The organism is Enterobacter sp. 186315 (assembly GCF_053290175.1).
On the sequence record NZ_JBPTTK010000008.1, the window covers coordinates 44819 to 66492 of the forward strand.

Here is a 21674-nt window from a genome sequence, read left to right on the forward strand (position 1 = left end):
TTTACACATTATTAGGCAAAAATTTGATGGCTAACTCAGAGGTACACCGTAGAGCGCCTTAATGGTCTCCTTTAGCCACAGGATTTTTGGATTATGGCTGTTACGCTTATGCCAGATCATCGTAAAGGGGACGGTGAGCTTTTCAGCCTGCGCTTCGTCGATGGGAATGGGAAGGGAGATCAGCCTGCGCTGGTGGAGCTGATTATAGTGATGGCAGTAGTGCGGCGCGGTGGCGATATAGTTATGCCCCGGCTGCGCCGCCATAAACATCGACTGCTCAAACCCGGGCAGGCTCATGGCGATATTCCGCTCGCGGCCCATCTCTTTAAGCACCTCGTCCAGCGCCCAGGTGTCGCTGCGCTCCCAGAAGATGCTGATGTGCGGATAGCGCAAGAAGGTGTCGAGATTCCACTCCTCCTGCAATGCCGGGTGATCGTCGCGCAGATAGACGCACGGACGGTCGCTAAAGAGAATTTCATAGTCGATAAACCACGGCATCAGCTTGAGCAGCTCCCGGGAGCGCGGGTGCGTTTCGCGTCCGGTAAAGCCGAGATCCACCTCGCCACGGGTAATGGCGTCCAGCGAGTCGTAATCCCAGTGGCGCATCTTGACCGTCGCCTGCGGGTAGCGCTGGTTCACCTGTTCCAGCAGCGTATTCAGGCGGATCAGCATCAGCGGGGTTTCCGCCGCCAGCTCGAACGTCAGGCCGCCGGGGGAATCGTGGTGGAATTTATCGAGGATCTGATTGCCGATTTGCATCCAGTCCGCCAGATCCTGCTCAAGGCTCACGGTCAGCGCCGTTGGCAGCAGCCCGAGCGGCGTTTTCACAAACAGCGGATCCTCAAACCAGTCGCGCAGCTTCGCCAGCGATTTACTCACCGCCGAGGGCGTAACGTTCATCCGCTTCGCGGCTTTGGTCACGCTGCGCTCCTGCAACAGCAGTTGCAGGGTGAGCAGAAGATTAAGATCGAGGCTGCTGATGGGCTTCTTCATAGTGCGCGGCGGGCTGGATGACCAAAAGTAAAAGAATGCAGACCATGCTACAGCCAATCAGGATCCCGATCAGCATATTCAGCGCGTTAAGGCCAAGCACCGCCGCCAGCCAAATCCACAGAGAAGAGCCGCAGACCTGCGCAATGCCCAGCACCGAGCTTGCCACGCCCGCTCGCAGCGAGAACGGCCCGAGCGCCTGACTCATCGCCACGCCAAAGCCCACGGAGAACCCGGCACAAATCAGAGTAATGCCAGCCAGCATCACCGCGTGGGAGCTGGCGGTTGCCAGAAGCACACCCGCCGCGAGGAACAATACCTGCGAGGTGAGCATCAGCGTGCGCTGGCGGAAGATATTGAGCGCAAAGGGTGTTGAGAACGACACGGCCATACTGATCAGCGCGGTTAACGCCATCACCGTGGAATATTCACCGCGATCGAACCCCATAGTTTCCATAATCAGCACCGGGGAAACGTTTACATAGGTCAGGATCACGGCCACGCTCAGCGTGGTCACCGCCAGTCGACTGAGGAAGAAGCGGTTGAGCAGTTTTTCGCTCGGGTGCAGGGTGGCGGCGTGCTTCGCATGTTGCGAACCCGGCAGGGTCTCTTTCAGCACCGCGATGGAGAGAATAAAGACCAGCGCGCCCATTGCCGCCATCGTCCAGAACAGGCTCTGCCAGGGGAATTTCAGCATGATGAGATACCCGACAACCGGCGCGAGTACCGGAATGATGCAGGTGATCCCGTTGAGCATCGAGAGCACTTTGGCGCGCCGCTGGGCGCTCAGGGTATCGCGTAAAATCGCGAAGGCCACCACGTAACAGCCGCCCGCGCCGATGCCCTGAATAAAGCGTCCGACGAGGAAAAGCGTGCTGTTATGCGCCATTGAACATAGGATTGAGGCCAGCGCGAAAACTATCGCGCCGCAGAGGGCGACGGGCCTGCGCCCGGCTTTGTCGGCGATCTTCCCGGCAAACACCATCGACGATGCCATGCCCGCCAGGTAGGCCGAAAACGCGATGTGCAGCTGTGCTTCACTGGCCCCCAGATCGCGGGCGATATGCGGCAACCCCACCAGATACATATCAATGCCGGATGGATAAAGCAGAACCAGCGCAAAACTACAAAACAGAAAACGAGCCATAAACCCCCCATAGATGCAGGCAAGCAGCATAGGGGGGGAGAGGTGATTAAGCGAGTTGCCATTTGGACAATGGTGATTTCCTGAGGGGAAATCACCATCAATCAGCGGGATTACTTACCAATACAGAAGCTCGAGAAAATCCGCCCCAGCAAATCATCCGACGTAAACTCCCCGGTGATCTCGCTGAGATTCTGCTGCGCCAGGCGCAGCTCCTCGGCCAGCAGCTCACCCGCCCAGGCTCCGAGCAGCTGCGCTTTGCCCTGATCCAGATGCATCGCCGCCTGTTCCAGCGCCTGCAAATGGCGACGGCGCGCGAGGAAGCCGCCCTCCATGCTGGCGTCGAAGCCCATGCTCTGTTTGAGGTGGTTGCGCAGATCGTCCACGCCTTCACCGGTACGCGCCGACAGGCGGATCAGTGAGTGACCATTCACATCGCTGATGCCCAGCGTTTCGCCCGTGACGTCCGCTTTGTTGCGCACCACGGTGATCGGCAGTTTAGCGGGCAGACGGGCGATAAAGTCCGGCCAGATTTCTGCCGGGTCAACGGCGTCGGTGGTGGTGCCATCCACCATAAACAGCACGCGGTCGGCCTGCTCGATCTCCTGCCAGGCGCGCTCGATACCGATGCGTTCCACCTCGTCGCTGGCCTCGCGCAGGCCCGCCGTATCGATGATGTGCAGAGGCATTCCGTCGATGTGGATATGCTCGCGCAGCACGTCGCGCGTGGTGCCCGCGATATCGGTCACAATAGCCGCTTCGCGTCCGGCCAGCGCGTTCAGCAGGCTCGATTTACCGGCGTTAGGGCGTCCGGCAATCACCACCTTCATCCCTTCGCGCAGCAGGCTGCCCTGACGCGCTTCGGCGCGAACGGCGTCGAGATCCTGCATCACCTCGTTAAGCTGCGCTTCAATTTTACCGTCAGAGAGGAAGTCGATCTCCTCGTCCGGGAAGTCGATAGCCGCTTCGACGTAGATCCGCAGGTGAGTAAGTGCTTCCACAAGGTGATTTACGCGGGCGGAAAACGCCCCCTGCAACGAGTTAAGCGCAGAGCGGGCCGCCTGTTCAGAGCTGGCGTCGATCAGGTCGGCAATCGCTTCGGCCTGCGCCAGGTCGAGCTTGTCGTTCAGGAAGGCGCGCTCGGAGAACTCACCCGGCTTCGCGATGCGCAGGCCCGGGAGCGTCAGAATACGTTTTAACAGCAGGTCGAGGATCACCGGGCCGCCGTGCCCCTGGAGTTCCAGCACGTCTTCACCGGTGAAGGAGTTCGGGCCGGGGAACCACAGCGCAATCCCCTGATCGAGCGCGGTGCCGTCGCTATCTTTAAACGGCAGATAGTCGGCGTAGCGCGGTTTTGGCAGTTTACCCAGCACCGCTTCGGCAACCTCGCGCGCCTTCAGGCCGGAGATACGCAGAATGCCTACACCACCGCGTCCCGGTGGGGTTGCCTGGGCGACGATAGTGTCGTTATGGCTCATGATTGCTCTCGTTAAATACAAATAAAAAAGGCGGTCAACTGACCGCCCTTATTTTAGCTACTGCTTAACCGAATCAGGATTTTTTCTTCTCGCGGCTATGCAAGCCACGTTTTTCCAGACCACGGTAAATCAGCTGCTGCTGGATAATGGTCACCAGGTTGCTGACGATATAGTACAGCACCAGACCTGACGGGAACCACAGGAAGAACACGGTGAAGATGACCGGCATGAAGGTCATGATCTTCTGCTGCATCGGGTCGGTCACTGTGGTCGGCGACATCTTCTGGATGAAGAACATCGTGATACCCATCAGGATCGGCAGGATGTAGTAAGGGTCCTGTGCGGACAGGTCATGGATCCACAGGGCGAACGGCGCGTGGCGCAGCTCAACGGAGCCCATCAGCATGTAGTACAGCGCAAGGAAGATTGGCATCTGGATAAGCAGCGGGAAGCAACCACCCAGCGGGTTCACTTTCTCTGCTTTATACAGGGCCATCATTTCCTGGCTCTGACGCTGTTTGTCATCGCCCAGACGCTCACGCATCGCCGCAATCTTCGGCTGCAACATACGCATCTTCGCCATGGAGGTGTACTGCGCTTTGGTCAGCGGATACATGATGCCACGAACGATGAAGGTGATAACGATGATGGAGAAGCCCCAGTTACCCAGGAAGCTGTGGATGAACTTCAGCAGCTTAAACAGCGGCTGAGAGATGAACCACAACCAACCGTAATCTACGGTCAGATCCAGGTGCGGTGCGACCGCTGCCATTTTGTCCTGAATTTCCGGGCCAACCCACAGGGTGCTGCCCAGAGTACCGGTTTGACCCGGCTGAACCAGAACGGGCTGAGACTTATACCCGATAGCGGCAATGCCGTTGCCCAGGTTTGCGGTATAGAAGTTGTTGGTGCCTTCGTTACGCGGAACCCATGCAGTAGCGAAATACTGTTGCAGCATCGCAACCCAGCCGCCTTTCGCGCTGACGTTCAGGTTTTCGTTATCGGCAATGGTATCGAATTTGTATTTTTCATACTTCGCATCCGGCGTGGAGTACGCCGCACCACGGAAGGTATGCAGCGCAAAGTTGCTGCTTCCGGTGTCACGATGTGAAGGCAGATTGATGGACTGCTTCAGCTGACCGAAGGTCGACAGTTCCAGTGGTTTCGCACCGGTGTTCTGCACGTTATAGCCCACGCCCACCGCGTATTCACCGCGTTTCAGGGTGAAGGACTTGGTGAAGGTGTTGCCCGCAGCATCCGTATAGGTCATCGGGATCACCAGCTCGTTTTGGCCATCAGCCAGCACGAAGGTGTCTTTCTCGACGTTATACAGTGGACGCGCACCGTTAGCCGGGTTATCCGGGCCATCACGACCGGTCAGGCCGCTTTGTGCCTGATAGAGGAACTCTGGCGTGGTTTCCAGTAACTGGAACGGTTCGTTAGACTTCAGCTCTTTCGGGTAGGTCAACAGTAGCGCCTGCTCGATATCACCACCACGGGTGTTGATAGTCAGCTCAAGCACATCGGTCTTAACCGTAATCTGTTTCCCCTGGCCACTGGCCGGTACGCCCTGATCGGCGGCGCTACCCGCTGCTGTGGTCGTGGTCTGCGTGACCTGCTGTTGTGGTTGAGGATTTTTATCCTGCTCCCACGCTTGCCAGATCATGAAAGACACGAACAACAAAGCGATGATAAGAAGATTGCGTTGCGAATCCATCGTTAGTGTTCTCTGGTATCAAATGGTCCAGGCGGGACGGGGTCGTCACCACCAGGGTGTAAAGGGTGGCATTTTAATACGCGTTTCACCGTCAACCAACTGCCTTTTATCACTCCAAACCTGCGCAATGCCTCAATTCCATAGCTTGAGCATGTCGGTGTGAAACGGCAGTGCGGCCCGAGTAGCGGACTAATCAGGCGTTGATAGACCCGGATGAGGGCTATCAGGACCCGTGAGCCAGGCGACAATGGCGGCGCCATAATTTTTCCAACGCTTCCGAGAGAGCACGGTTATCGAGGTCGGCGACCCCTTTTTTAGCCACCACCACGAAATCCATCGAGGGAAGTTCATGCTGACGTAAACGGAAACTTTCACGCGTCAGACGTTTAATCCGATTGCGTTCATGCGCACGCTTAACGTTTTTCTTGGCGACCGTGAGACCGATGCGGGGATGCCCCAGCGAATTTTGGCGGCCGAGGATGGTGATTTGCGGCGTGCCAGCCCGTTGTGGCTGCTGGAAGACGAAGGTGAAATGAGTGGGAGTTAACAAACGTAACTCCCTGGGAAATGCTAGCTTAACCACTCAGGGGTTAGCTTTATTACTTGGAAACGGTCAGACGAGCGCGGCCTTTAGCACGACGACGTGCCAGAACCTGACGACCATTTTTAGTAGCCATACGAGCACGGAAGCCGTGAGAACGGTTGCGCTTCAGTACAGACGGTTGAAAAGTGCGTTTCATGGCGATTTCTACCTAAACTTGAATAAATTCAATGGCTTTTTACGAAGACCGAACGTGTTTCGAGTGACGGACGCCGAAGCCATGGGTGATTAAAGAGGCCGGATTGTAATAATTGTACACTCCGGAGTCAATTCTCTTTCCTTATTTCCCGCGTAATTTCGCACGTTTTCGCGTACAAAATGAGCGACGGACGACGCAGGAAGATGAGCATCACGCGCCGGGTCGAGGATTATACGGGCTGGCGTTTAAAGCGCAAGGATCGTCCCGGATCTTCGTTAGATCATTTCAGCAATAAAATGTCTGTGCTCATTAATTTTTCCAATATGCGGCCTAAATCGTGGGGCACTCGTACCAGGATCGTTTACACTTACCCGGTTTCGGATCTTCCTGTGGATAAATCGGGAAGAATCTGTGAGAAACAGAAGATCTCTGGCTCAGTTTAGGCTATGATCCGCGGTCCCGATCGGGATCCCAGGATCCTGGTCAGGGCAAAATTGCAGATAGCAATTCGCACGTCACCCTTCTACACCGGGTCATGTCGATGTGCGCCAACAATCATGAATATTCAATAGCTTTCTTTTATTGTTCGAGTGGAGTCCGCCGTGTCACTTTCGCTTTGGCAGCAATGTCTTGCCCGATTGCAGGATGAGTTACCAGCCACAGAATTCAGTATGTGGATCCGCCCGTTGCAGGCGGAACTGAGCGATAACACGCTGGCTTTGTATGCGCCAAACCGTTTCGTGCTCGATTGGGTAAGGGATAAATACCTTAATAATATCAATGGACTGCTAAACGATTTCTGCGGCTCAGATGCTCCGCAGCTGCGCTTTGAAGTGGGTACAAAGCCGGTCACCCAAACCGTTCGTGAAACCGTTAACGTGGCGGCGCCTGCCCAGGCAGCACCCGCTCCGGCGCCGCGCGTCGCCCCCGCTCGCCAGGGCTGGGATAATGTTCCTGCACCGGCGGAGCCAACCTACCGCTCGAACGTCAACGTGAAACACACGTTTGATAACTTCGTCGAAGGTAAATCAAACCAGCTGGCCCGCGCGGCGGCTCGTCAGGTGGCAGATAACCCTGGCGGCGCCTATAACCCGCTGTTCCTGTATGGCGGCACGGGCCTGGGTAAAACGCACCTTCTGCACGCTGTCGGTAACGGCATTATGGCGCGCAAGCCCAATGCCAAAGTGGTGTATATGCACTCCGAGCGCTTCGTTCAGGACATGGTAAAAGCCCTGCAAAACAATGCGATCGAAGAGTTTAAACGCTACTACCGTTCCGTTGACGCCCTGCTTATCGATGACATTCAGTTCTTTGCCAATAAAGAACGATCGCAGGAAGAGTTTTTCCACACCTTCAATGCCCTACTGGAAGGTAATCAGCAGATCATTTTGACCTCGGATCGTTATCCAAAAGAGATCAACGGCGTTGAAGATCGTCTGAAATCCCGCTTTGGCTGGGGCCTGACCGTGGCGATCGAGCCACCGGAGCTGGAAACCCGCGTTGCGATCCTGATGAAAAAAGCCGATGAAAACGACATTCGCCTGCCGGGTGAAGTGGCGTTCTTCATTGCCAAGCGTCTGCGCTCCAACGTGCGTGAGCTGGAAGGGGCGCTGAACCGCGTGATCGCCAACGCCAACTTTACCGGCCGCGCCATTACTATCGATTTTGTGCGTGAAGCGCTGCGCGATCTGCTGGCTTTGCAGGAAAAACTGGTCACTATCGACAATATTCAGAAGACGGTGGCCGAGTACTACAAGATCAAAGTGGCCGATCTGCTGTCTAAACGTCGTTCCCGCTCGGTGGCGCGTCCGCGTCAGATGGCGATGGCGCTGGCTAAAGAGTTAACCAACCACAGTCTGCCGGAGATCGGCGATGCGTTTGGTGGCCGTGACCATACGACCGTGCTGCATGCCTGTCGCAAGATTGAGCAGTTACGCGAAGAAAGCCACGACATAAAAGAAGATTTTTCCAATTTAATCAGAACACTATCATCGTGACGCTATGAAATTTACCGTTGAACGTGAACATTTATTAAAACCGCTGCAACAGGTGAGTGGCCCATTAGGTGGCCGCCCAACGCTGCCTATTCTCGGAAACCTGCTGCTTCAGGTCGCTGACGGTACGCTGTCGCTGACCGGCACAGATCTGGAAATGGAAATGATCGCGCGCGTTACGCTGACTCAGCCGCACGACGCGGGCGCGACCACTGTTCCGGCACGTAAATTCTTTGATATCTGCCGTGGTCTGCCGGAAGGCGCAGAGATCGCTGTGCAGCTGGAGGGCGACCGTATGCTGGTTCGCTCTGGCCGCAGCCGTTTCTCTCTCTCCACGCTGCCTGCTGCGGACTTCCCGAATCTGGACGACTGGCAAAGTGAAGTTGAATTCACCCTGCCGCAGGCGACGATGAAGCGCCTGATTGAAGCGACCCAGTTCTCGATGGCGCATCAGGATGTGCGTTACTACTTAAACGGCATGCTGTTCGAAACCGAAGGTGAAGAGCTGCGTACCGTCGCCACCGACGGCCACCGTCTGGCGGTGTGCTCTATGCCAATCGGCGTATCGCTGCCAAGCCATTCGGTGATCGTGCCGCGTAAAGGGGTGATTGAGCTGATGCGTATGCTCGACGGTGGCGACACGCCGCTGCGCGTGCAGATCGGCAGCAACAATATCCGCGCCCACGTGGGTGATTTTGTCTTCACGTCTAAGCTTGTTGACGGTCGTTTCCCGGATTATCGCCGCGTATTGCCGAAAAATCCCGACAAAACGCTGGAAGCCGGTTGCGACATCCTCAAGCAGGCCTTTGCCCGTGCGGCCATTCTCTCTAACGAGAAGTTCCGCGGCGTGCGTCTGTATGTGAGCGAAAATCAGATCAAAATCACCGCCAATAACCCGGAGCAGGAAGAGGCAGAAGAGATTCTGGACGTCACCTACGCCGGGGCTGAGATGGAAATCGGCTTTAACGTCAGCTACGTACTGGATGTACTGAATGCCCTGAAGTGCGAGAACGTTCGCATTCTGCTGACCGACTCCGTTTCGAGCGTACAGATTGAAGATGCCGCGTCACAGTCGGCTGCTTATGTTGTCATGCCAATGAGACTGTAATGTCGCTCACCCGTCTGTTGATCCGCGACTTTCGCAATATCGAAAGCGCGGATCTCGCTTTATCCCCTGGCTTTAACTTCCTGGTTGGCGCGAACGGTAGCGGTAAAACCAGCGTCCTTGAAGCCATCTACACGCTCGGCCACGGTCGGGCGTTTCGCAGTTTGCAAATCGGCCGCGTTATTCGCCACGAGCAGGAATCTTTCGTGCTGCACGGGCGGTTACAGGGCGCAGAGCGTGAAACCTCTATCGGCCTGACCAAAGACAAGCAGGGCGACAGCAAGGTGCGTATTGACGGCACCGACGGTCACAAAGTGGCTGAACTGGCGCTGCTGATGCCGATGCAGCTGATCACGCCGGAGGGGTTTACTTTACTCAACGGCGGCCCCAAATACAGAAGAGCGTTCCTCGACTGGGGATGCTTTCACAACGAAGCCGGATTCTTTAACGCGTGGAGCAACCTGAAGCGTCTGCTCAAGCAGCGCAACGCCGCACTGCGACAGGTGACGCGCTACGCGCAGCTCCGTCCGTGGGATAGGGAATTAATCCCGCTGGCGGAACAAATCAGCCGCTGGCGTGCCGAATACAGCGCAGGGATCGCCGAAGACATGGCGGATACCTGCAAACAGTTTTTACCCGAGTTTTCTCTCACCTTCTCTTTCCAGCGCGGCTGGGAAAAAGAGACTGATTATTCTGAAGTTTTAGAGAGAAATTTCGAGCGCGACCGCATGTTGACCTACACCGCGCACGGCCCGCACAAGGCGGATTTCCGCATTCGTGCAGACGGTGCGCCGGTGGAAGATACGCTGTCGCGCGGGCAGCTTAAGCTCCTGATGTGCGCGCTACGTCTGGCGCAGGGGGAGTTTTTAACCCGCGAGAGCGGGCGACGCTGCCTGTATCTGATAGATGATTTTGCCTCGGAACTCGACGACGCAAGGCGCGGGCTGCTTGCCAGCCGCTTGAAAGCCACGCAGTCGCAGGTTTTCGTCAGCGCCATTAGCGCTGAACACGTTATAGACATGTCGGACGAAAATTCGAAGATGTTTAACGTGGAAAAGGGTAAAATAACGGATTAACCCAAGTTTAAATGAGCGAGAAACGTTGATGTCGAATTCTTATGACTCCTCCAGTATCAAAGTCCTGAAAGGGCTGGATGCGGTGCGTAAGCGCCCGGGTATGTATATCGGCGACACGGATGACGGCACCGGTCTGCACCACATGGTATTCGAGGTTGTGGATAACGCTATCGACGAAGCGCTCGCGGGTCACTGTAAAGACATCGTGGTGACTATCCATGCGGACAACTCCGTATCCGTCACCGATGATGGCCGTGGCATCCCGACCGGTATTCACCCGGAAGAGGGCGTATCTGCCGCCGAAGTTATCATGACCGTTCTGCACGCAGGCGGTAAGTTCGATGATAACTCCTATAAAGTTTCTGGCGGTCTGCACGGCGTGGGTGTTTCCGTGGTTAACGCCCTGTCGCAAAAGCTGGAACTGGTTATTCAGCGCGAAGGCAAAGTTCACCGTCAGATTTACAAGCACGGCGTGCCTGAGGCACCGCTGGCGGTAACGGGCGATACCGATAAAACCGGTACCCTGGTGCGTTTCTGGCCGAGCCTCGAAACCTTTACCAACGTCACCGAATTCGAATACGACATTCTGGCAAAACGCCTGCGTGAGCTGTCGTTCCTGAACTCCGGCGTGTCAATTCGTCTGCGTGATAAGCGCGACAACCGTGAAGATCATTTCCACTATGAAGGTGGTATCCGCGCGTTCGTTGAGTATCTGAACAAGAATAAAACGCCAATTCACCCGAATATCTTCTACTTCTCCACCGAAAAAGACGGTATCGGCGTCGAAGTGGCGTTGCAGTGGAACGATGGTTTCCAGGAAAACATCTACTGCTTCACCAACAACATTCCACAGCGCGATGGCGGTACTCACCTGGCGGGCTTCCGCGCGGCGATGACCCGTACCCTGAACGCCTACATGGATAAAGAAGGCTACAGCAAAAAAGCGAAAGTCAGCGCCACCGGTGACGATGCCCGTGAAGGCCTGATTGCCGTTGTCTCCGTGAAAGTGCCGGATCCGAAGTTCTCCTCTCAGACCAAAGACAAGCTGGTCTCTTCCGAGGTGAAATCCGCCGTTGAGCAGCAGATGAACGAACTGCTGAGCGAATACCTGCTGGAAAACCCGTCCGACGCGAAAATCGTGGTCGGCAAAATCATCGACGCGGCGCGTGCCCGCGAAGCGGCGCGTAAAGCCCGTGAAATGACCCGTCGTAAAGGCGCGCTGGACTTAGCAGGTCTGCCGGGCAAACTGGCGGACTGCCAGGAGCGCGACCCGGCGCTGTCTGAACTGTACCTTGTGGAAGGGGACTCAGCGGGCGGATCTGCGAAGCAGGGCCGTAACCGTAAGAACCAGGCGATCCTGCCGCTGAAGGGTAAAATCCTGAACGTTGAGAAGGCACGCTTCGACAAGATGCTCTCCTCTCAGGAAGTGGCCACGCTTATCACCGCGCTGGGCTGCGGCATTGGCCGTGACGAGTACAACCCGGACAAGCTGCGCTACCACAGCATCATCATCATGACCGATGCGGACGTCGACGGCTCGCACATCCGTACGCTGCTGTTGACCTTCTTCTACCGTCAGATGCCTGAAATCGTTGAACGTGGTCACGTCTACATTGCACAGCCACCGCTGTACAAAGTGAAGAAAGGCAAACAGGAACAGTACATCAAAGACGACGAAGCGATGGATCAGTACCAAATCGCGATCGCCCTTGATGGTGCGACCCTGCACGCCAACTCAAGCGCCCCGGCGCTGGCAGGCGAGCCGCTGGAGCGTCTGGTTTCCGAGTTCAACGCCGCGCAGAAGATGATTGGCCGCATGGAGCGCCGTTATCCGAAAGCGCTGCTGAAAGAGCTGGTGTATCAGCCAACCCTGACCGAAGACCAGCTGAGCGACGAACAGGCGGTAACCCGCTGGGTGAACACCCTGGTGAGCGAACTGAACGAGAAAGAGCAGCACGGCAGCCAGTGGAAGTTCGGCGTTCAGCAGAACGCTGCTCAGCTGTTCGAGCCGATTATTCGCGTGCGTACCCACGGTGTCGATACCGACTATCCGCTGGAGCACGAGTTTGTGACCGGCCCAGAATACCGCCGTATCTGTACCCTCGGCGAGAAGCTGCGCGGCCTGATCGAAGAAGATGCCTTCATCGAACGTGGCGAGCGCCGTCAGCCGGTTGCCAGCTTCGAGCAGGCGCTGGAGTGGCTGGTGAAAGAGTCCCGTCGCGGTCTGTCTATTCAGCGTTATAAAGGTCTGGGCGAGATGAACCCGGATCAGCTGTGGGAAACCACCATGGATCCGGAAAGCCGCCGTATGCTGCGCGTCACCGTTAAAGACGCAATTGCAGCGGATCAGCTGTTCACAACCCTAATGGGTGATGCGGTTGAACCACGTCGTGCCTTCATCGAAGAGAACGCCCTGAAAGCGGCGAATATCGATATTTAAGCCGTTTGTTTCCCCGGTGGCGCTGCGCTTACCGGGGCTACAACGTTCCCAGGCCCGGTTAGCGTTAACGCCACCGGGCTTTTCTTTGCCCGCAAAAGCGGAATTCCTCTTCCCTTTTCTATCCCCCTTTTCTTTACTGTTTTTTGAGCGGAATCGCGTTAGCATGAGACAGCACTCACTTATCCCGGGGACCTCATGGCTATCAAACTCATTGCAATCGATATGGACGGCACCTTGCTCCTGCCCGATCACACTATTTCACCGGCTGTAAAAAACGCGATCGCGGCTGCGCGCGAAAAAGGGGTGAAGGTCGTGCTGACCACCGGTCGTCCCTACGCTGGCGTGCATAACTACCTGAAAGAACTGCACATGAATCAGCCGGATGATTACTGCATCACCTACAACGGCGCGCTGGTGCAGAAAGTGGCGGATGGCAGCACGGTGGCACAAACCGCGCTGAACTATGATGATTACCGGTTCCTGGAAAAGCTGTCCCGCGAAGTGGGTTCCCACTTCCACGCGCTCGATCGCAACACGCTCTACACCGCTAACCGCGATATCAGCTACTACACCGTGCACGAATCCTACGTGGCGACCATTCCGCTGGTCTTCTGCGAAGCGGAAAACATGGATCCGAACACCCAGTTCCTGAAAGTGATGATGATTGACGAGCCGGAGATCCTGGATAAAGCCATCGCGCGCATTCCGGCAGAGGTGAAAGAGAAATACACCGTGCTGAAAAGTGCGCCGTACTTCCTCGAAATCCTCGATAAACGCGTCAATAAAGGCACCGGCGTGAAATCGCTGGCGGACGTGCTGGGCATTAAGCCTGAGGAGATCATGACCCTCGGCGATCAGGAAAACGACATCGCGATGCTGGAATACGCGGGCATGGGCGTGGCGATGGATAACGCCATCCCGTCGGTGAAAGAGGTGGCTAACTTCGTCACCAAATCCAACCTCGAAGACGGCGTCGCCTACGCCATTGAGAAGTTTGTCCTGAACTAAAACCGGCTTGGGCAAATACGATGCGGTATTTGCCCGATTTTAGCCTTCAGTCTGCGGAATGTGCGCCACGCCGCTTCGCATGATCCACTTTCTGCTCAGCGCCGACGTTAACATCCTGCTTTTAATAATCTTTCCGTAAAGCTTTATCCGCAGTTTGCGGGTCGCTTTTCGGTACGCGTCGTTTGCCGCGTCGCGCTCTGCCATCAGGATCGGACTCAGGATATCGGCGCTGTCCAGCGCATAGCTGATGCCTTCAAGGGAGCTGGCGCTAATAAACCCGGCGGCTTCGCCAATCAGAAACGCGTTCCGTTCGCCGCAGACAAAATCCGTCCAGCGGGAGGGGAACAGCACTGTGCATTTCTCGCTTTTAACAGGCTTACCGAACCGGAACTGGAAAGCCTCCATCTTCGATTTCAGCGCGTCGAAGCGGGCCTGGCCGTCCTTCATCGGGTAAGCGCCGCCAAAGATAAAATAGCCGTCTTTGCTGATGCTCCACGAGTAACAGTCGGTCACGGCGTTATCGAAAATGCAGGAATAAAACGGAACCGGATGCTGCTCGACAAACCACTGTTGCAGGGCGACGTATTTACGAATGCTATGTTCCGGATAGAGATGGCGGCGCACCAGCGAGTTTGCGCCGTCCGCGCCAATCAGATAGCGGGCGGTGACCTCCTGCTCCACGCCGTCGGCGCGGAAAACGACGTGCCAGCGATCGTCTTCCCGCCAGATTTTTCGACACAGGCTGTCGTGGTAAATCAGCACGTCGTCAGGAATAAGCGATTTCATCCATAAATCAAAGGCATGGCGATTCACGTTGATATAGCTGCGCTGGTAATTTCGCGTTAACGACGCGTCGACGTCCACCGTTTTAACGCTGAAAATTTGCGGATTGGCTATCACCTCAACGGGCAGCGTAATGCCGTCGCGGATGAACGACCGCTGGGCGTCGGGCGCCAGCAGGCCACCGCAGGGTTTGGTGAACCCCTCATTCCCGCACTGGCGTTTTTTATCCAGCGCAATCACGCGCATCCTGCCGCTGAGCTTTCGCGCCAGCGCCGAGCCCGCTGGCCCCAGGCCAATAATTGCCGCGTCGAAATGTTCCATCGTTATGTCCGTAAAAATTCAGATGGCGCGATGCTAGAGCCTGAAAGTGAAGTCCTTGTGAAGTATGATGGGGAAAATTGTCCTCAACGGATCGTCCCATGAAACAAGTCACCTTCGCCTCCCGCAACCATCAGCTCACCAATACCAACACCTGGACGGCAGACAGCCGGTGGCTGGCATTCGACGTGCGCCCGTCCGGGGCCTCCTTTACCGGTGAAACCATCGAGCGGGTGAATGTCGAAACGGGTGAGGTTGAGGTGATTTACCGCGCCCGCCACGGGGCGCACGTCGGCGTGGTGACCGTTCATCCGGTGCAGGAAAAATATGTTTTTATCAAAGGCCCGGAAAACCCGGACGCCGCCTGGCAGTATGATTTCCATCATCGTCAGGGCGTGGTGGCGCACAACGGGCAGGTCGATAATCTGGATGCGATGGATATCACCGCGCCCTACACGCCCGGCGCGCTGCGCGGCGGCAGCCATGTCCATGTGTTCAGCCCGAACGGACGGCTGGTGAGTTTCACCTATAACGACCACGTGCTGCACGAGCGCGATCCGGCGCTGGATTTGCGTAACGTCGGCGTGGCGTCGCCGTTTGGCCCGGTGACGCCGCAGGGGCAGCATCCGCGCGAGTATGCTGGCACATACTGGAGCGTGCTGGTGAGCCATACAACGCCCACGCCCGTGCCGGGCAGCGATGAGATCAACCGCGCCTATGAAGAGGGCTGGGTGGGCAATAACCGCCTGGCGTTTATCGGCGACACGCTCTCTGCGAAGGGCGAAAAGGTGCCCGAGCTGTTTATCGTCGAACTGCCGCAGGATGAGCAGGGCTGGAAACGCGCGGGAGAACGGCCCTTACAGGGAACACCAGACAATATGCCCGCGCCGCCTGCGAGCGTGGCGCAGCGCCGCTTAACCTTTACCCACAAGAAGGCGTATCCGGGGCTGGTCAACGTGCCGCGCCACTGGGTGCGCAGCCATCCACAGGGCACGCAGATTGCGTTTCTGATGCGCGACGATAAGGGTGTGGTTCAGCTGTGGCTGATCGCCCCTGAAGGCGGCGAGCCGCGCCAGCTTACGCATAACGCCAGCGATATTCAGTCGGCGTTCAACTGGCACCCATCCGGGAACATGCTGGGATTTGTGCTCGAAAACAGAATCGCCCAGTGCGATGCGGCAACGGGCAAGGTGACGTTTTTGACGTCCGATCATGGCAACCCGCCATCCGGGGATGCGGTTGTGTTTTCGCCTGATGGGGCGCGGGTGGCGTGGATGGAAGAGACTGCGGGTTTCCGTCAGATTTGGGCGACGGAAACCGCATAGTATTACTCAAGAGGCAGGGCTGCGGGCGGGATAACCGAGTTCGTGGCCAGATTTTCCTGCTCGCTTTTCTCAACGCGCGAACGTACCGAGCTGTCGGTGCGGAACAGATCCCACGGCAGCAGCAGCGTATCCGCAACGGCCGTAAACGGCATATCCAGAATGACCAGAGATTTGGTGCCCCAGTTGGTGTCGTCATCCGAGATCATCTGGGCACTGGCGCGCGTGCCTGGGTATGTTCCTTCTTTACCGCCAGTGTGAGACATCACGCTCGAACACCCGCAAAGTAATACCACTACGCTGAACGTTGTCAGCTTAATCAGAACATTTTTCATCGTCTTTAATCATCGCTAATGGCGCGGATAAAACCTGCATGGGGGTTTATAGCGAGCCATGTTCGAATTGAATAGTGTAAAAGCGCCGCTCTGTGGCGGCCATCGCAATTTAACCCTTTGTGCTGTAGTCCCAGTCTATGCGAGTCCTGGTAAAGTGCAAAAAAATCTCGCATCCAGAGACTTGAAAAGCCCGTATACAGACCCATTTTAAGAATGTCCCCCTGAAACGGACACGCCTGCGGGGTGTTGGTGGGGGGCAGCAGCCTGTCCATGGTGGAAGGCTAAAATTTCTCGCTGATTTCAGGAGCTTTTAATTATGCGTAACTTCGATCTTTCTCCGTTATACCGTTCTGCAATTGGTTTTGACCGCCTGTTTAACCATTTAGAAAATAACCAAAGCCAGAGTAACGGCTACCCTCCATACAACGTTGAGCTGGTGGATGAAAACCACTATCGCATCGCCATTGCCGTCGCCGGTTTTGCAGAAAACGAACTGGAGATCACCGCGCAGGACAACCTGCTGGTGGTGAAAGGTTCCCATGCGGCTGAGCAGAAAGAACGTACTTACCTTTACCAGGGCATTGCCGAGCGTAACTTTGAACGTAAGTTCCAGCTTGCTGAGAACATTCACGTTAAAGGCGCGAACCTGGTGAACGGCCTGCTGTTTGTCGATCTGGAACGTGTAATTCCGGAAGAGAAAAAACCGCGTCGTATCGAAATTAACTAATTAAGCGGGTCGCGCTGGCGGCCCACCCAGAATTGCTTGCCGAACCGGGAGCATATGCGAATCCATCAGGATTTGCAGGAACAACTGCGCACAAAATTAAACTGTGCCGAACTCGCTTCTCAGAAGGAGATTTAGTATGCGTAACTACGATTTATCCCCCCTGCTGCGTCAGTGGATTGGTTTTGACAAACTGGCTAACGCGCTGCAATCCGGCAGCGAACAGCAGACATTTCCGCCGTACAACATCGAAAAGAGCGATGATAACCACTATCGCATCACGCTGGCGCTGGCCGGATTCCGCCAGGACGATCTGGATATTCAGCTCGAGGGCACGCGCCTGAGCGTTAAAGGTACGCCGGAAAAACAGGAAACCGAAACCAAATGGCTTCATCAGGGGCTGGTCATGCAGCCGTTTAGCCTGAGCTTTACCCTCGCCGATCATATGGAAGTTTCGGGTGCGACCTTTAACAACGGGCTGTTGCATATTGATTTGACCCGCAACGTGCCGGAGGCCATTGCCCCGCAGCGCATCGCCATTAGCGAGCGCCCGGCGTTGAATAGTTAATTGTGTGCGGGCGGATGCCCTCACCCCGGCCCTCTCCCACAGGGAGAGGGTGAAAAGATAAAGCCCTGCCACGGCAGGGCTTTTTTGTGCGCCATCGCCCATACAACCGCATCCCGCTCTGAGAGAATCCTTAAAATAACTCAGGTTATACAACGGAAGTGACTCATGAGTGATATCGCGTTAACGGTTAGCGTGTTGGCCCTGGTCGCGGTGGTCGGGCTGTGGATCGGCAATATCAAAATCCGTGGCATCGGGTTTGGTATCGGCGGGGTGCTGTTCGGCGGGATATTTGTCGGCCACTTTGCCGACCAGCTCGGGCTGGCGCTGAGCGCTGACATGCTGCACTTCATCCAGGAGTTCGGCCTGATCCTGTTTGTTTACACCATCGGTATTCAGGTCGGGCCGGGTTTTTTCGCCTCGCTGCGCGTGTCCGGTTTGCGCCTGAACCTGTTTGCCCTCGGCATTGTGGTGATGGGCGGGCTGGTCACCGCCATTCTGCATAAGCTCTTTGCCATTCCGCTCCCCGTGGTGCTGGGGATTTTCTCCGGCGCGGTCACCAACACGCCCGCGCTGGGTGCCGGACAGCAAATTCTGCGCGATCTGGGCATTGCGCCCGACGTCGTTGACCAGATGGGGATGAGCTACGCGATGGCCTATCCGTTCGGCATCTGCGGCATTCTGCTCTCCATGTGGCTGGTGCGGGTGCTGTTTCGCGTTAACGTGGAAAAAGAGGCGCAGGAGCACGAATCCACGCAGACCTTCGGCCATACGCTGATCAAAACCATCAATATTCGGGTCGATAACCCCAACCTCGACAAAATGGCGATTCAGGATGTGCCCATCCTGAACAGCGTCAATATCATCTGCTCCCGCCTCAAGCGCGACGACATGCTGATGGTGCCGTCCCCCGGCACCCTGATCCAGCTGGGGGATCTGCTGCATCTGGTCGGGCAGCCGGGCGATCTGCACAACGCGCAGCTGGTGATAGGCCAGGAGGTCGACACCTCGCTCTCCACGCGCGGCACCGACATGCGCGTCGAGCGCGTCGTCGTCACCAACGAAAAGGTTCTGGGCAAGAAAATCCGCGATTTGCAGGTAAAAGAGCGTTATGACGTGGTCATCTCCCGTCTGAATCGCGCGGGCGTCGAACTGGTCGCCAGCCCGGATGCCAGCCTGCAATTCGGCGATATTCTTAACCTGGTCGGGCGCTCTGCGTCGATTGATGCGGTGGCTGATATGGTGGGTAACGCCCAGCAAAAACTCCAGCAGGTGCAGATGCTCCCGGTGTTTATCGGCGTCGGGCTTGGCGTGCTGCTGGGCTCCATCCCTCTTTACGTGCCGGGGTTCCCGGTGGCGCTCAAGCTTGGGCTGGCGGGCGGCCCGCTGATTATGGCGCTGATCCTCGGGCGCATCGGCTGTATCGGCAGGCTGTACTGGTTTATGCCGCCGAGCGCTAATCTGGCGCTGCGCGAGCTGGGCATCGTGCTGTTTCTGGCGGTCGTCGGGCTGAAGTCCGGCGGGGATTTCGTCAATACGCTGGTTCAGGGTGAAGGCATCAGCTGGATCGGCTACGGCATTTTGATTACCGCCATCCCGCTGCTGACGATGGGCATTCTGGCGCGGATGTTCGCGAAGATGAACTATCTGACGCTCTGCGGCATGCTGGCAGGCTCGATGACCGATCCGCCCGCGCTGGCCTTTGCCAATAACCTGCACGCCACCAGCGGCGCGGCGGCGCTCTCTTACGCCACGGTTTACCCGCTGGTGATGTTCCTGCGCATCATCACTCCGCAGCTGCTGGCGGTGCTGTTCTGGGGGATAGGCTAACGGCTTGCCCGCCATTAGGCTATGCTGAAGCCTGCCTCAGGAACGACAAGGAACATTTATGAACATCTCCCGCCTCGGCGAAGCGCCGGACTACCGCTTTTCGCTGGCTAATGAGCGCACCTTTCTGGCCTGGATCCGCACCGCGCTCGGCTTTCTGGCGGCAGGCGTCGGGCTCGATCAGCTGGCCCCGGATTTTGCGACCCCGTTGATTCGTGAAGTGCTGGCCCTGCTGCTGTGCCTGTTTGCCGGGGTGCTGGCGATCTACGGGTATCTGCGCTGGTTGCGTAACGAAAAGGCGATGCGTCTGAAGCAGGATCTCCCCTATACGCGCGGTCTGCTGATTGTCAGCGGGATGCTGCTGGCGGTGGCGGGCGTGGTGATGGTGCTGGTGTTCTATGGCGGATAGCCGCAAGGCGCGCCGCGAAGCCGATCCCGGTCTTCAGCCGGAGCGCACCTCGCTTGCCTGGCTGCGCACGCTGCTGGGATACGGGGCGCTGATCGCCCTGGCGATTAAGCACAACTGGCACCGGACGGGAGTTCCGTTCTGGATCTCACTGGTGGTACTGGCGCTGGTCGCCATCATTTTGTGGCGCTATACCCGCAGCCGTAACCTGATGGACGTCGCGCAGGATGATTTCGTGCAGCCAAAGGCGGTGCGCGATAAGTTCTTGATTGCGCTGGCGGTGCTGTCGCTGTCGCTGCTGTTTGCGGTGACGCACGTCCAGCAGATCCTGAATCTCTAAAAAAATCGATCCCTCTCCCTACGGGAGAGGGATAAATAAAACCCCTAACGTCCTTTCGCTAAATAGGCCGCCATCTCTTCTTCCGGCACCATGCCGCCGCCGGTCGCCCACACCAGATGCGTAACGCGGGCATCGGCGTGTACCCGCAGCGGCCCGGCCATTCCCGCCAGCGCCGAGGGCTCGAGCCGGATCCCCTCTTCCTGCGCCAGCCAGCCGAGCAGGTCGTACATGCGTTGATCGCTGAGGGTGTAGAACCCGTCCAGCAGGCGTTCCATCGCGCGTCCGACAAAGCCCGACGCGCGGCCTACCGCCAGCCCGTCCGCCGCCGTGACGTTATCGATACCCAGATCCTGCACCGCAATCTCATCGTGCAGCCCGGTGTAGACGCCCAGCAGCATACAGGGGGAGTGCGTCGGCTCGGCGAAGAAGCAGTGAACGTGGTCGCCAAAGGCCAGCTTGAGGCCAAACGCCACTCCGCCGGGGCCGCCGCCCACGCCGCACGGCAGATAAACATAGAGCGGATGGTCGGCGTCCACCACGCGGCCCTGCGCGGCGAACTGCGCCTTCAGGCGCTCGCCCGCCACCGCATAGCCCAGAAACAGCGTGCGGGAGTTTTCATCGTCGATAAAGAAACAGTTAGGGTCGCTCTCCGCCGCCTTGCGCCCCTGTTCCACCGCCACGCCGTAGTCTTGCTCATATTCGACGACGGTTACGCCGTGGCTGCGCAATTTGGCCTTTTTCCACTCGCGGGCGTCGGCGGCCATGTGAACCGTGACCTTAAAGCCGATCCGCGCGCTCATGATGCCGATAGACATCCCGAGGTTGCCCGTCGACCCCACGGCAATGCTGTACTGGCTGAAGAACGCGGTGAAGCGCGGCTCCAGCAGGATGCTGTAGTCATCGTTAAGGCTTAGCAGCCCGGCCTCCAGCGCCAGCTTTTCGGCGTGGGCCAGCACTTCATAAATGCCGCCGCGCGCTTTAATCGAGCCGGCGATCGGCAGGTGGCTGTCCTTTTTCAGCAGCAGCGTGCCGGGTATTTCGCGATCAAATTCCTGCTCCAGCCGTCTTTTCATCGCGGGGATCGCCACCAGTTCGGATTCGATAATCCCCCCGCTGGCGGCGGTTTCCGGGAAGGCTTTGGCAAGGTACGGCGCAAAGCGGGCCAGCCGCGCGTGGGCATCGTCGACATCGGCCTGGGTCAGACCGACGTGCGGCAGCCCCTCTGCAAGCGAGGTGGTGCGCGGGTTTAGCCAGGTGGTCTCTTTCAGGGCAATCAGGTCGTTGACCAGCGGAAAGCGGGCGGCCAGCGTGGAGAGAGTGGCGTTTTTCATCATAAATGTCTCACCGTGGATCGTGCAGCTA

General features: G+C 57.1%; 21 protein-coding genes, 1 pseudogene and 1 other annotated feature. Of the genes and pseudogenes, 11 read left to right on the forward strand and 11 right to left on the reverse strand.

All coding sequences use genetic code 11. The annotated features are described in order from the left end of the window. Window positions 1-30: 30 nt before the first annotated feature. The 8 genes and pseudogenes from yidZ to ACSVHP_RS11200 all read right to left on the reverse strand — a co-directional run. On the reverse strand, window positions 31-993 hold the full coding sequence (yidZ, locus tag ACSVHP_RS11165; RefSeq protein ID WP_234673725.1) for an HTH-type transcriptional regulator YidZ: 963 nt from the start codon (window positions 991-993) through the stop codon (window positions 31-33). Next, window positions 962-2137 (reverse strand): MdtL family multidrug efflux MFS transporter, encoded by a 1176-nt coding sequence (locus tag ACSVHP_RS11170; RefSeq protein ID WP_447551933.1) that lies wholly within the window; start codon window positions 2135-2137, stop codon window positions 962-964. Before ACSVHP_RS11170 ends, yidZ begins: the two co-directional genes overlap by 32 nt. Before the next feature lie 110 nt (window positions 2138-2247). Beyond that, window positions 2248-3612, reverse strand: coding sequence for a tRNA uridine-5-carboxymethylaminomethyl(34) synthesis GTPase MnmE (gene mnmE / locus ACSVHP_RS11175; protein WP_447551934.1), 1365 nt, complete (start codon window positions 3610-3612; stop codon window positions 2248-2250). Between the two features lie 73 nt (window positions 3613-3685). Beyond that, on the reverse strand, window positions 3686-5329 hold the full coding sequence (gene yidC / locus ACSVHP_RS11180) for a membrane protein insertase YidC (RefSeq protein WP_447551935.1): 1644 nt from the start codon (window positions 5327-5329) through the stop codon (window positions 3686-3688). Window positions 5330-5331: 2 nt separating this feature from the next. After that, window positions 5332-5589, reverse strand: a complete 258-nt coding sequence (gene yidD, locus ACSVHP_RS11185) for a membrane protein insertion efficiency factor YidD (RefSeq protein ID WP_001307474.1) — start codon at window positions 5587-5589, stop codon at window positions 5332-5334. Beyond that, window positions 5553-5912, reverse strand: coding sequence for a ribonuclease P protein component (gene rnpA / locus ACSVHP_RS11190; protein WP_014072458.1), 360 nt, complete (start codon window positions 5910-5912; stop codon window positions 5553-5555). The genes yidD and rnpA overlap by 37 nt, the downstream gene beginning before the upstream one ends. A gap of 16 nt (window positions 5913-5928) precedes the next feature. Further along, window positions 5929-6069 carry a 50S ribosomal protein L34 gene (rpmH, locus tag ACSVHP_RS11195; protein WP_000831330.1) on the reverse strand — a complete coding sequence of 47 codons (141 nt, stop codon included), beginning with the start codon at window positions 6067-6069 and terminating at the stop codon, window positions 5929-5931. 229 nt (window positions 6070-6298) lie between these two features. After that, window positions 6299-6349 (reverse strand): annotated as a pseudogene (locus ACSVHP_RS11200) (hypothetical protein); the annotation flags it as partial. Between the two features lie 322 nt (window positions 6350-6671). On the opposite strand from ACSVHP_RS11200, the gene dnaA reads away from it, so the two are divergent. The 5 genes from dnaA (at window position 6672) to yidA (ending at window position 13692) form a co-directional block, all read left to right on the forward strand. Beyond that, window positions 6672-8066: a chromosomal replication initiator protein DnaA gene (dnaA, locus tag ACSVHP_RS11205; RefSeq protein ID WP_010426558.1), complete on the forward strand. Its 1395-nt coding sequence runs from the start codon at window positions 6672-6674 to the stop codon at window positions 8064-8066. A gap of 4 nt (window positions 8067-8070) precedes the next feature. After that, window positions 8071-9171: a DNA polymerase III subunit beta gene (gene dnaN, locus ACSVHP_RS11210; protein ID WP_234673721.1), complete on the forward strand. Its 1101-nt coding sequence runs from the start codon at window positions 8071-8073 to the stop codon at window positions 9169-9171. Next, window positions 9171-10244, forward strand: a complete 1074-nt coding sequence (gene recF, locus ACSVHP_RS11215; RefSeq protein ID WP_417313881.1) for a DNA replication/repair protein RecF — start codon at window positions 9171-9173, stop codon at window positions 10242-10244. The genes dnaN and recF overlap by 1 nt, the downstream gene beginning before the upstream one ends. A 28-nt stretch (window positions 10245-10272) precedes the next feature. Beyond that, window positions 10273-12684 (forward strand): DNA topoisomerase (ATP-hydrolyzing) subunit B, encoded by a 2412-nt coding sequence (gene gyrB / locus ACSVHP_RS11220; RefSeq protein WP_447551936.1) that lies wholly within the window; start codon window positions 10273-10275, stop codon window positions 12682-12684. A gap of 195 nt (window positions 12685-12879) precedes the next feature. Next, the gene (yidA, locus tag ACSVHP_RS11225; RefSeq protein WP_447551938.1) at window positions 12880-13692 is read left to right on the forward strand and encodes a sugar-phosphatase; all 813 of its coding nucleotides are present in this window, start codon (window positions 12880-12882) and stop codon (window positions 13690-13692) included. Between the two features lie 39 nt (window positions 13693-13731). On the opposite strand, the gene cbrA is transcribed toward yidA, so the two are convergent. Then, window positions 13732-14796, reverse strand: a complete 1065-nt coding sequence (cbrA, locus tag ACSVHP_RS11230; RefSeq protein WP_447551939.1) for a colicin M resistance lipid reductase CbrA — start codon at window positions 14794-14796, stop codon at window positions 13732-13734. Between the two features lie 98 nt (window positions 14797-14894). Here cbrA and ACSVHP_RS11235 point away from each other — a divergent pair, with 98 nt between their 5' ends. Then, the gene (locus tag ACSVHP_RS11235) at window positions 14895-16118 is read left to right on the forward strand and encodes a DUF3748 domain-containing protein (RefSeq protein WP_447551940.1); all 1224 of its coding nucleotides are present in this window, start codon (window positions 14895-14897) and stop codon (window positions 16116-16118) included. Window positions 16119-16120: 2 nt separating this feature from the next. Here the strand turns inward: ACSVHP_RS11235 and ACSVHP_RS11240 are convergent, their stop codons facing one another. Continuing rightward, on the reverse strand, window positions 16121-16450 hold the full coding sequence (locus tag ACSVHP_RS11240; protein ID WP_234673713.1) for a YceK/YidQ family lipoprotein: 330 nt from the start codon (window positions 16448-16450) through the stop codon (window positions 16121-16123). Window positions 16451-16700: 250 nt separating this feature from the next. Further along, window positions 16701-16773, forward strand: a sequence feature (ROSE (Repression Of Heat Shock gene Expression) occurs in the 5'-region of heat shock genes and acts as an RNA thermometer to modulate expression.). Here ACSVHP_RS11240 and ibpA point away from each other — a divergent pair. The 5 genes from ibpA (at window position 16767) to ACSVHP_RS11265 (ending at window position 20312) form a co-directional block, all read left to right on the forward strand. Then, on the forward strand, window positions 16767-17177 hold the full coding sequence (gene ibpA, locus ACSVHP_RS11245) for a small heat shock chaperone IbpA (RefSeq protein WP_234673712.1): 411 nt from the start codon (window positions 16767-16769) through the stop codon (window positions 17175-17177). (Overlaps the previous feature by 7 nt.) Before the next feature lie 136 nt (window positions 17178-17313). After that, on the forward strand, window positions 17314-17742 hold the full coding sequence (ibpB, locus tag ACSVHP_RS11250) for a small heat shock chaperone IbpB (protein WP_234673711.1): 429 nt from the start codon (window positions 17314-17316) through the stop codon (window positions 17740-17742). 165 nt (window positions 17743-17907) lie between these two features. After that, the gene (locus tag ACSVHP_RS11255; protein ID WP_447551941.1) at window positions 17908-19569 is read left to right on the forward strand and encodes a putative transporter; all 1662 of its coding nucleotides are present in this window, start codon (window positions 17908-17910) and stop codon (window positions 19567-19569) included. A gap of 58 nt (window positions 19570-19627) precedes the next feature. Beyond that, window positions 19628-19975, forward strand: a complete 348-nt coding sequence (locus tag ACSVHP_RS11260; RefSeq protein WP_234673709.1) for a YidH family protein — start codon at window positions 19628-19630, stop codon at window positions 19973-19975. After that, a complete protein-coding gene (locus ACSVHP_RS11265) occupies window positions 19965-20312 on the forward strand; it encodes a DUF202 domain-containing protein (RefSeq protein WP_447551943.1) in 348 nt (115 codons plus the stop codon). Before ACSVHP_RS11260 ends, ACSVHP_RS11265 begins: the two co-directional genes overlap by 11 nt. 44 nt (window positions 20313-20356) lie before the next feature. Here the strand turns inward: ACSVHP_RS11265 and dsdA are convergent, their stop codons facing one another. Then, a complete protein-coding gene (dsdA, locus tag ACSVHP_RS11270; RefSeq protein ID WP_447552038.1) occupies window positions 20357-21643 on the reverse strand; it encodes a D-serine ammonia-lyase in 1287 nt (428 codons plus the stop codon). Window positions 21644-21674 lie beyond the last annotated feature (31 nt).

Excerpts from the sequence above, each read along its gene's own strand:
- yidZ (WP_234673725.1), bottom strand. The coding sequence starts at position 993 with ATGAAGAAGCCCATCAGCAGCCTCGATCTTAATCTTCTGCTCACCCTG.
- ACSVHP_RS11170 (WP_447551933.1), bottom strand. The coding sequence starts at position 2,137 with ATGGCTCGTTTTCTGTTTTGTAGTTTTGCGCTGGTTCTGCTTTATCCA.
- mnmE (WP_447551934.1), bottom strand. The coding sequence starts at position 3,612 with ATGAGCCATAACGACACTATCGTCGCCCAGGCAACCCCACCGGGACGC.
- yidC (WP_447551935.1), bottom strand. The coding sequence starts at position 5,329 with ATGGATTCGCAACGCAATCTTCTTATCATCGCTTTGTTGTTCGTGTCT.
- yidD (WP_001307474.1), bottom strand. The coding sequence starts at position 5,589 with ATGGCGCCGCCATTGTCGCCTGGCTCACGGGTCCTGATAGCCCTCATC.
- rpmH (WP_000831330.1), bottom strand. The coding sequence starts at position 6,069 with ATGAAACGCACTTTTCAACCGTCTGTACTGAAGCGCAACCGTTCTCAC.
- dnaN (WP_234673721.1), top strand. The coding sequence starts at position 8,071 with ATGAAATTTACCGTTGAACGTGAACATTTATTAAAACCGCTGCAACAG.
- recF (WP_417313881.1), top strand. The coding sequence starts at position 9,171 with ATGTCGCTCACCCGTCTGTTGATCCGCGACTTTCGCAATATCGAAAGC.
- gyrB (WP_447551936.1), top strand. The coding sequence starts at position 10,273 with ATGTCGAATTCTTATGACTCCTCCAGTATCAAAGTCCTGAAAGGGCTG.
- yidA (WP_447551938.1), top strand. The coding sequence starts at position 12,880 with ATGGCTATCAAACTCATTGCAATCGATATGGACGGCACCTTGCTCCTG.
- cbrA (WP_447551939.1), bottom strand. The coding sequence starts at position 14,796 with ATGGAACATTTCGACGCGGCAATTATTGGCCTGGGGCCAGCGGGCTCG.
- ACSVHP_RS11235 (WP_447551940.1), top strand. The coding sequence starts at position 14,895 with ATGAAACAAGTCACCTTCGCCTCCCGCAACCATCAGCTCACCAATACC.
- ACSVHP_RS11240 (WP_234673713.1), bottom strand. The coding sequence starts at position 16,450 with ATGAAAAATGTTCTGATTAAGCTGACAACGTTCAGCGTAGTGGTATTA.
- ibpA (WP_234673712.1), top strand. The coding sequence starts at position 16,767 with ATGCGTAACTTCGATCTTTCTCCGTTATACCGTTCTGCAATTGGTTTT.
- ibpB (WP_234673711.1), top strand. The coding sequence starts at position 17,314 with ATGCGTAACTACGATTTATCCCCCCTGCTGCGTCAGTGGATTGGTTTT.
- ACSVHP_RS11255 (WP_447551941.1), top strand. The coding sequence starts at position 17,908 with ATGAGTGATATCGCGTTAACGGTTAGCGTGTTGGCCCTGGTCGCGGTG.
- ACSVHP_RS11260 (WP_234673709.1), top strand. The coding sequence starts at position 19,628 with ATGAACATCTCCCGCCTCGGCGAAGCGCCGGACTACCGCTTTTCGCTG.
- ACSVHP_RS11265 (WP_447551943.1), top strand. The coding sequence starts at position 19,965 with ATGGCGGATAGCCGCAAGGCGCGCCGCGAAGCCGATCCCGGTCTTCAG.
- dsdA (WP_447552038.1), bottom strand. The coding sequence starts at position 21,643 with ATGAAAAACGCCACTCTCTCCACGCTGGCCGCCCGCTTTCCGCTGGTC.